The sequence below is a fragment of the Nitrospinota bacterium genome, assembly GCA_016235255.1.
Classification (GTDB): domain Bacteria; phylum Nitrospinota_A; class UBA7883; order UBA7883; family JACRLM01; genus JACRLM01.
In genome coordinates this window covers 1-8,353 of sequence record JACRLM010000034.1, presented here as the reverse complement: position 1 = coordinate 8,353, position 8,353 = coordinate 1, and the positions used below count along the sequence as shown (strand labels likewise).

The 8,353-nt window shown below is 57.1% G+C and carries 9 protein-coding genes; 6 read left to right on the top strand and 3 right to left on the bottom strand.

What is annotated here, in order from left to right:
* Positions 1 to 153: 153 nt before the first annotated feature.
* The 5 genes from HZB29_04620 (at position 154) to HZB29_04600 (ending at position 5,374) form a co-directional block, all read left to right on the top strand.
* Complete coding sequence (locus HZB29_04620) at positions 154 to 993, top strand: fumarate hydratase (protein MBI5814877.1); 840 nt, start codon at positions 154 to 156, stop codon at positions 991 to 993.
* Positions 994 to 1,001: 8 nt separating this feature from the next.
* Complete coding sequence (locus HZB29_04615; protein MBI5814876.1) at positions 1,002 to 1,550, top strand: Fe-S-containing hydro-lyase; 549 nt, start codon at positions 1,002 to 1,004, stop codon at positions 1,548 to 1,550.
* Between the two features lie 279 nt (positions 1,551 to 1,829).
* Positions 1,830 to 3,548, top strand: a complete 1,719-nt coding sequence (sdhA, locus tag HZB29_04610) for a succinate dehydrogenase flavoprotein subunit (GenBank protein MBI5814875.1) — start codon at positions 1,830 to 1,832, stop codon at positions 3,546 to 3,548.
* A gap of 3 nt (positions 3,549 to 3,551) precedes the next feature.
* Positions 3,552 to 4,511: a succinate dehydrogenase iron-sulfur subunit gene (gene sdhB, locus HZB29_04605; GenBank protein ID MBI5814874.1), complete on the top strand. Its 960-nt coding sequence runs from the start codon at positions 3,552 to 3,554 to the stop codon at positions 4,509 to 4,511.
* Positions 4,508 to 5,374, top strand: coding sequence for a CoB--CoM heterodisulfide reductase iron-sulfur subunit B family protein (locus HZB29_04600; protein MBI5814873.1), 867 nt, complete (start codon positions 4,508 to 4,510; stop codon positions 5,372 to 5,374). Before sdhB ends, HZB29_04600 begins: the two co-directional genes overlap by 4 nt.
* A 25-nt stretch (positions 5,375 to 5,399) precedes the next feature.
* Here HZB29_04600 and HZB29_04595 read toward each other — a convergent pair whose 3' ends face one another.
* Genes HZB29_04595 through HZB29_04585 form a run of 3 tightly spaced genes read right to left on the bottom strand, consistent with a single transcriptional unit; the run spans position 5,400 to position 7,248 of the window.
* Complete coding sequence (locus HZB29_04595; protein MBI5814872.1) at positions 5,400 to 5,825, bottom strand: YraN family protein; 426 nt, start codon at positions 5,823 to 5,825, stop codon at positions 5,400 to 5,402.
* A 2-nt stretch (positions 5,826 to 5,827) separates the two neighbouring features.
* On the bottom strand, positions 5,828 to 6,478 hold the full coding sequence (locus HZB29_04590; protein MBI5814871.1) for a ribonuclease HII: 651 nt from the start codon (positions 6,476 to 6,478) through the stop codon (positions 5,828 to 5,830).
* Complete coding sequence (locus HZB29_04585; protein ID MBI5814870.1) at positions 6,478 to 7,248, bottom strand: 1-acyl-sn-glycerol-3-phosphate acyltransferase; 771 nt, start codon at positions 7,246 to 7,248, stop codon at positions 6,478 to 6,480. Before HZB29_04585 ends, HZB29_04590 begins: the two co-directional genes overlap by 1 nt.
* A 348-nt stretch (positions 7,249 to 7,596) precedes the next feature.
* Here HZB29_04585 and HZB29_04580 point away from each other — a divergent pair, with 348 nt between their 5' ends.
* A complete protein-coding gene (locus tag HZB29_04580; protein ID MBI5814869.1) occupies positions 7,597 to 8,004 on the top strand; it encodes a hypothetical protein in 408 nt (135 codons plus the stop codon).
* The last annotated feature ends 349 nt before the right edge of the window (positions 8,005 to 8,353 follow it).

Below are 8,353 nucleotides of genomic sequence, written 5' to 3'. Positions count from 1 at the left end.
TCGGCGAGCCTCACAATCGTGTTGGAGATACCCGTCATGCTACGCGCCGAACTGAAATCGAGACCAGAGCAAATCATGATAAACCTTCGTTCTCTCAACCTGTTACAATCAGTCATGTCGTTAACGTTGGGACACTAGTGATAAGGAATGATGATGAGACAGATTGATTGCAAGGACATAACCGAGGCGGTGGCCAGGATGTGCATGGACGCCAACACAGACCTGGGGAGTGACGTGGTGGCGGCGTTCAAGGCAGGTCTTGAAAAAGAGGCATCACCAGTCGGCAAGGCGGTATTCAAGGCGTTGCTCACCAACGCCGATATCGCCAGGACCGAAAAGGTCCCCATGTGCCAAGACACGGGATTCACCGTGATTTTCGCGGAGATCGGGCAGGATGTGCATATTGACGGCGGATCTTTCACCGAAGCGGTGAACGCCGGGGTCCGCAAGGGGTATGAACAGGGTTTCCTGCGAAAGTCCATCTGCGATCCTTTCACAAGGGCGAACACGAAGGACAACACTCCGGCAGTGATCATCACGGATATAGTTGAAGGGGACAAATTAAAGCTCACCGTGGCCCCAAAGGGGGGCGGGTCCGAAAACATGTCCCGGGTGATGATGCTCACCCCGTCCGGGGGCAAAAAAGCTGTGATGGACTATATCGTCCAGCGATGCCAGGAGGCCGGGTCCAACCCCTGCCCGCCGGTGATCGTGGGCGCCTGCATCGGGGGCACGCCGGAAAAGGCCGCCATTCTCGCAAAGAAAGCGTTGCTCCGGAAAATCGGCGCGGTGAATCCCGACCCGGAGCTGGCCGAGATGGAAAAAGAGCTTTTGACACGGATAAACAACCTTGGCATGGGCCCTCAGGGGCTCGGCGGGCTGGTGTACGCCATGGCGGTGCACCTTGAAAAACATCCGTGCCATATCGCCAGCCTGCCGCTGGCGGTCAATATCTGCTGCCACGCCAGCCGCCACAAGGAGGTGACGTTATGAGCGAGGATATGAAGAAGCTGACAACACCGCTCACCGGCGAGTCGGTCTCCGGGTTGCGAGCGGGGGACATGGTGAGCATTTCAGGGGTGGTGTACACCGCCCGGGACGCGGCCCATAAAAGGCTTGTGGACCTGCTCGACGCCGGTAAACCGCTCCCCTTCGATATGCAGGGGGCGGTGATCTATTACGTCGGCCCGTCGCCGGCCAAACCTGGCGCCGTGATCGGCTCCGCCGGGCCCACCACAAGCTACCGGATGGACGCATACGCCCCGCGCCTGATGGAAATCGGCATGAAGGGGATGATCGGCAAGGGGAAACGGGCAAAGGACGTGGTGGACGCCATGGTCAAACACAAGGCGGTATATTTCGCGGCCATCGGCGGAGCCGCGGCGCTCATCGCCCGCTCCATAAAAAGCGTGGAACTTGTGGCCTACGAGGACCTGGGGCCGGAAGCGGTCCGCCGCTTGGTCGTCGAGGATTTCCAGGTGATGGTCATAAACGACGTCACCGGAGCCGACCTCTACGAAATCGGCCAGGCAAAATACAAGACCGCATGACAGGAATACATATGAGGAATTAGGATACCTTCATTTTCTTTGGAAAGAAAAAGAAGCAAAAAGAAACTCATTTGCGCCGCTTGGGGGGATGAAATCCCCCGCAAGACGGCGCACACGGTTTTCTTTTGGTTCTTTTCTTTTTCCCAAAAGAAAAGAACGGTTTCCTCGTTCCCCCCGCATGTTTTTTCTGGCAAGCGGTGTTGGTATTTGTATAATGGACGCTTGCGTTAGAGGGTAGAACCCGCCGGGGCGCTGTTCCGGCGATTTAGGCAGGTGGATATGTTCTCACACGACGTATTGATAGTTGGTTCCGGGCTGGCCGGGCTTCGCGCCGCATTGGAGCTTGTTGGCTCCCTGGACGTGGCCGTAATGACGAAAGTTTACCCCTCCCGCAGCCATTCAGGCGCGGCGCAGGGAGGCGTGGCCGCCGCTTTGTCCAACGTGGACAAGGAAGACTCCGTCGAGGCCCACACGTTCGACACTGTGAAGGGGGGCGATTACCTTGGCGACCAGGACGCGGTGGAGATCATGTGTTCGGACGCGCCCCACGCCATATTTGAGATGGAAAAATTCGGCTGTCCCTTCTCCCGCACGGACGAGAATAAGATAGCCCAGCGCGCCTTCGGCGGCCATTCGTTCCCGCGCGCATGTTACGCGGCGGACAGGACAGGGCACGCGTTGCTGCACACGCTGTTCGAGCAGTCCATGAAGAACGGCGGCAAGCTGCATATATATTCAGAGTGGTACATGCTCCGGCTGATCGTGGAGGACGGAGTGTGCCGCGGCGTTGTGGCGATGGACATAAAGACCGGGCGGATGGAAGTATTCCACGCCCGCACCGTGCTGTTCGCCACCGGCGGATACGGCCGGGCGTTCAAGATAACCTCCAACGCATACGCGAACACCGGGGACGGGATCACGGCGGCGTACCGCGCGGGGATACCGCTGATGGACATGGAGTTCGTGCAATACCACCCCACCGGGCTTTACCAGCACGGCATATTGCTTTCCGAAGCGGCCCGGGGCGAGGGGGGATATCTGCTCAACGCCGATGGCGAGCGGTTCATGTCCAAGTACGCCCCGAAGAAAATGGAACTGGGGCCAAGGGACATCGTTTCCCGCTCCGAGCAGACCGAGATAAACGAAGGGCGCGGGACCGGGCCGAAGAAAGATTACGTGCTGCTCGACCTTCGCCACCTTGGCAGGGAAAAGATACTGGAGCGGCTGCCGCAGATATACCATCTTGCGAAGGACTTTATCGGGGTGGACGCGCTCACCGATCCGGTGCCGATCCAGCCCACGGCGCACTATTCCATGGGCGGCATCCCGGCGGACAACGACTGCCAGGTGTACATGGACGAGAAGGGGAACCACGTCCGGGGATTCTTCGCCGCCGGGGAATGCTCCTGCATATCGGTGCACGGGGCGAACAGGCTTGGGACCAACTCGCTGCTGGACGCCTTGGTGTTCGGCAGGCGGGCGGGCAAGAAGATGCTGCAGGCGACGCACGACACACCGTGGTCGCCGGTCAACGAAAAGCGGGAGCTGGACGCGGCCCGGCGGGACGTGCATGAATTGCTGCACACCTCCGCCAGGGAGGACATGAACACCATCCGCGAAGAGCTCAAGACCACCATGACAAACCAGGTGGGAGTGTACCGGATCGGCGAGGAGATGGAAAAGGCCAACGGCAAGATCAAGGAACTGCAGGCCAGGTTCAAGGATGTGCGGGTGGACGACAAGCGCGAAAACTTCAACACCAACCTCATCGAGGCCCTGGAGCTTTCGCACATGCTCGAATATTCCGAGCTTATAGTGGCCGGCGCGCTTGCCCGCAAGGAAAGCCGCGGCGCCCACGCCCGGACGGACTTTCCCACCCGGGACGACGAAAACTTCCTGGCCCACACCATGGCCTTCAAGAACAAGGAAGGCGGATACGAGCTTCGCTATAAACCTGTGAAGATCACCAGGTTTAAGCCCGAGGAAAGGAAATATTAAAGGATGTCCACGGTAACCTTCAGGATATTCAGGTTCGACCCGGAAAGGGACGCCACGGGGCGCTATCAGGACTATCAGCTTGCGCTGGAGCCCGGGATAACGCTTTTAAACTGCCTTAACAAGATAAAGTGGGAGCAGGACGCCACCCTTACTTTCCGCATGTCCTGCGGCTCGGCCATTTGCGGCTCGTGCGCGATGAGGGTGAACGGCCATTCGCTGCTGGCGTGCAAGACCCAGGCCTCCCCCCTGGTGAAGGACGGGGTGATCCAGATCGATCCGCTGGGAAACGCCAACATAATACGGGACCTGGCCGTGGACCTGGAGCCCTTCTGGGCCTCCATCCGAAAGGTCAAGCCGTGGCTTATGCCCGACAGCGCGGACAATCCGGAAAAAGAAAGGCTGCAGACCCCGGAGCAGTATTTGAAGATAGACAACTCCACCACGTGCATCATGTGCGCCGCCTGCTGGTCGGACTGCAACGCATTGGAGGTGAACAAAAAATTCGTGGGCCCCGCCGCGCTGGCCAAGGCGCAACGGTTCATCCACGACACGCGCGACGCCAAGCGGGTCGAGCGGCTGGAGGAAATAAGCGAGGCCAACGGGGTGTGGAACTGCACCCATTGCGGCGAATGCTCCACCCGTTGCCCCACGGAGGCCAAGCCCTTGGGGCGCATCGAGGAAATCCGCGAGGCGGCCATGGCCGCCGGCGTGCACGATAACAACGGCGCGCGCCACGTTCTCGGTTTCCGGGAGACTGTGGGCAAACGCGGCCTTCTGGACGAGAATTACGTGCCGGTGCGGTCCGTCGGCTTTTTCAACATCCCGGCGCTTTTGGACCTTTTGCCGGTGGGTATCAGGATGTTCATCCGCCGGAAAAATCCTCCGGTCATCCCCCATTCCATCGAGAAGGTGGAGGAGGTCCGCAAGATATTCTCCCGGTTCGAGGAGTTACGCAAAGAATGAAATACGCGCTATACACCGGATGCGTCGCCAAGGGGGCGGGCAGGGAACTTCTGGCCGGAACATACGCCGCCTGTTCGCGGCTTGGCATAGACCTTGTGGAGATGACGGACGCGGCCTGCTGCGGCGCGGGAGTGATCAGCGAGGACAACCATTTCGTGGCCGACGCGCTGAACGCGCGGACATATTCGCTGGCCGAGCAGATGGGGCTGCCGATAATGAACATATGCACCACCTGCCAGGGGGTGCACCGCAAATGCCAGATCAACCTGGCCAACAATCCGGCGCACATGGCCGAGGTCAACAAGGTACTCAAGGAAGAGACCGGGCGGGAATACAAGGGGACGGTGAAGATACGGCATTTCTACGAAGTGCTGCTGGAAGAATACGGGCTGGAGAAGCTCAAGTCGAAGATCGTGAAACCTTTGACCGGGATGAAGGTGGCGGCGTTTTACGGATGCTACGCCATGCGGCCCCACGAGTATTCCGACCTGGCCAATCCGGACGATCCGGACGAGCTGGAAAAAATCATCACGGCCCTTGGCGCCACCCCCGTGCGTTACGACGAACGGCTCAAATGCTGCGGGTTTCCCATATTGATGATGAACAAGAGCGACTCGCTCCAGCTTTCCGCCAACGCGCTCACCGGGGCTAAAAAGGCCGGGGCGGACCTGATGGTGACCCCCTGCCCGCTATGCCATTTGAACATGGACGCATACCAGCCGGAGATAGAAGGGCGGATGGACGAGAAGCTCCGGATGCCGGTCTTGCACATACCCCAGTTGGTGGCCTTGGCCCTCGGCGCGACGCCAGCGGAGATCAGGCTGCAGACGCATATCGTGAGGCCGAAGAAAGAGTTGGTGTAAACAGAGACAAGCAGGAGCGCGTTATTTAAAACGCGTTCCTGACAATCTCCACCTTCGGATCACCATCCGCGTAGTCCACCGTCACCACGTCGAACCTTACGTAAGCGTTTGTCAGCTTCTTCTTCATCGTGTACATCTGCGCCGCTTTTTTCAGCCGCGCCACAACTTTTGGCGTTATCGCCGCCATGGGGGGGCCATAGGATTTGTCCGAACGGGTCTTCACCTCCACGAACACGAGGAACTCCCCGTCCACGGCGATTATGTCTATCTCGTGCCGGTTGATTATGAAGTTGCGTTCGGCGATGCGGTAGCCGCGTTCCTTGAGAGCGTTCACCGCCAGGTCTTCGCCCAGCTTGCCGAGTTTCAGATGTTTCGGGCCGCCGCTTTTGTCCGCCTTGAGTTTTGCGATCCAGTCCCTGGCTTTGCGCAGCCAGCTTCGCCAAAAGCTCATGGCTATTGCCCGGGAAGCTCCAGTTGGGGCAAGGCGCCGGCAGGTTCGCCGCCGATATCGCAAAACTCTTTCACACCACGGAATGTCCTGCGGTGAATTGGCGATGGGCCGTATTTTTTTATCGCGTCCAGATGCTCCGCCACGCCATAGCCTTTGTGCTTTTCAAAACCGTATTCAGGATACATGGCGGCGTATTCTCCCATCACCTTGTCCCGCGTAACCTTTGCGATCACAGAAGCGGCGGCGATGGACAGCGAAAGCGAATCACCTTTGACGATGGTCTTCTGCGGCCCGTCCCAGGGGATTGTCTGGTTGCCGTCTATAAGAACATAATCGGGGCGGCTTGAGAGTTTTCGCACAGCATCGGCCATGGCAAGCTTTGTGGCCTGCAGGATGTTTATGCTGTCGATCACATCCGGTCCCACAAGATGAAATCCCACCGCCACCGCCTTTTCGAAAATCAGATCGAAAAACTTTTCCCGTTTTTCGCGGGTGAGTTTTTTTGAATCGGTGAGCCCGTCCATTTTGACGCCGTCCGGGAATATCACCGCCGCCGCCGCCACCGGGCCTGCCAGCGGGCCGCGCCCCGCCTCGTCCACTCCCGCGATTACCGCGTGGCCCATTTCGCGCGCGGCGTTCTCATGGGTGAGCATCAGCGGCCAGTCCCGATTTGAGCCGGGGCGATGGAGCCGTCCGGCAGCAGAAGCGGCCCCACATAAAGGTCTTTGTGCTTTTCCCGCAACGCGGCGATCGCTTTCATGATCTCCCCGGCGATGAGCCGGGAGGTCTCTTTGCTCTCCGGCATTTCGTAGAACCTGTCCATGTCCACGGGTTCTCCGAACACCACCGTGTATGGCACGCCAAACCAAGGCCGGGGCCGGCCGGGCCAGAAAAACTTGTCCGTATTGATCACAAGCGTTGGTATCACCTTCGGGCGGGAGTTATATACCACCCAGCCGACGGCGGGGCGCCCTTCCAGAAGTTCGCCGGTTTTCGACCGTGTCCCTTCGGGGAAAAGCATCAGCTGATAATGTCTGGCGCAAAATGCGATACGCTTCATGGACTCCGTGTCCCGCTGCCTGCGTTTCACCGGGAACGCCCCCCACGCCCTTATCAACTGCGCCACCACAGGTATCCTGAAAAGCTCCTCTTTGGCCGCCACAACAAACGGGACAGGCCGCACCCTGCTCGCCGCGAAAGCAGGGATAAGCGTTGTGTCCACCCCGGACACATGGTTGGAAGCGAATATCACCCCGCCGTCTTTGGGGATGTTCTCGACGCCGATTGCGCGGGAGCGGTTTATGATTTTGTAAAATATGTCCACCAGCGGGAAACTTATGAATCTTGCGATGAAGCTTGCCCATCTGGCGAAGGCACCGATGGCGAACTTCTTTTCCTCTTCGGGTGTGATATCTAAAAGCATATCAGCGAATATACCCAAGCGGATGTCGAAGAGCAAGAGCGGAGTGGTTCCCCCGGGAGCGCGGGCATCTTGCCCGCATCTTCCGAACGCCGTTTCGATAGCGGCGTTCGGAAGGAAGAAGAGGAAAGTTTAAGGCAAAAGTTGGTTTTTACAATAACGTGTTTTTGGTGATTCATCGAAACATCGAGTTTCGATGAATCACCTGCGGGCAAGATGCCCGCGCTCCCAGGCCAAGAAAATGACAATACCGTTTCGCCACAAGCAATAAAAAATAGTTGACTTTTTCGGGGGGGGGGTAGATTTGGCGATAATATGTATTTCTAAAACATATAGAAAGGATTTGTTAGTATGGAGTCGCCCGGCGAATCACTAAAAATAATCCTTCAAAATGCACGTGAGTTTCTATCTTTAATCATAGCGAAGAAGGACGACTTGATCATCCCTGAAATGCGGAGTGCTGTCCAGGATGCATGGGATGAGATTGAAAATAAAAGTATTTTCACCCTAGCAATCAATAGCGTTAATGATGTGCCCGAAAAGAACCTTAAAGAAGCCGGGCTTACGGATGCGCAACTAGAGATGAAAAAGAAAGGATATGAGCTTGCGCGGGAAAAAGGCGAAAAGCATCGGGCGCTTGAGTGGCTGAAAATTATACTTGGGAGTCTCCAATCCACATCAGACAAACTTTGGTGGTTGGAAATAATCAAGGAGTTTATAGAGGCCGTTGGCGCCTCACTTGAACATGAAGTTGCCTAGATAAACTCTGGAGGGTAGCATTATGCGCAGAAGCAATGTGCTGAGTATCTGTATTTTATTTTTGCTCTTGGTGGCCGTTTCCTTTGTTGCAGTTGCTATCGCAAAAACTGGCGCAGAGGGAAAAGAGGAAGTGGTTGATATTGGTGACATCAAAGTCTCTTTTATACTAACAGCATGTGGCTCAGGAATCTCATATCGTAGTGTTGATGGGGAGTCAATCCCTTTTTTAGTTGAAACTCCCGGCATGACCGTCACGCCGCTTTCACCATTATCTTCCCCGCCAGAGCCCGTTTCATGATCTCACGCAGTTCTGGCAGGTGTTTATAACCGCTCACTTTCCTCAACCTGG

What these genes read in the sequence shown, in the direction of transcription:
- HZB29_04620 (MBI5814877.1), top strand. Translation starts at nt 154, where the DNA reads ATGAGACAGATTGATTGCAAGGACATAACCGAGGCGGTGGCCAGGATG.
- HZB29_04615 (MBI5814876.1), top strand. Translation starts at nt 1,002, where the DNA reads ATGAAGAAGCTGACAACACCGCTCACCGGCGAGTCGGTCTCCGGGTTG.
- sdhA (MBI5814875.1), top strand. Translation starts at nt 1,830, where the DNA reads ATGTTCTCACACGACGTATTGATAGTTGGTTCCGGGCTGGCCGGGCTT.
- sdhB (MBI5814874.1), top strand. Translation starts at nt 3,552, where the DNA reads ATGTCCACGGTAACCTTCAGGATATTCAGGTTCGACCCGGAAAGGGAC.
- HZB29_04600 (MBI5814873.1), top strand. Translation starts at nt 4,508, where the DNA reads ATGAAATACGCGCTATACACCGGATGCGTCGCCAAGGGGGCGGGCAGG.
- HZB29_04595 (MBI5814872.1), bottom strand. Translation starts at nt 5,825, where the DNA reads ATGAGCTTTTGGCGAAGCTGGCTGCGCAAAGCCAGGGACTGGATCGCA.
- HZB29_04590 (MBI5814871.1), bottom strand. Translation starts at nt 6,478, where the DNA reads ATGCTCACCCATGAGAACGCCGCGCGCGAAATGGGCCACGCGGTAATC.
- HZB29_04585 (MBI5814870.1), bottom strand. Translation starts at nt 7,248, where the DNA reads ATGCTTTTAGATATCACACCCGAAGAGGAAAAGAAGTTCGCCATCGGT.
- HZB29_04580 (MBI5814869.1), top strand. Translation starts at nt 7,597, where the DNA reads ATGGAGTCGCCCGGCGAATCACTAAAAATAATCCTTCAAAATGCACGT.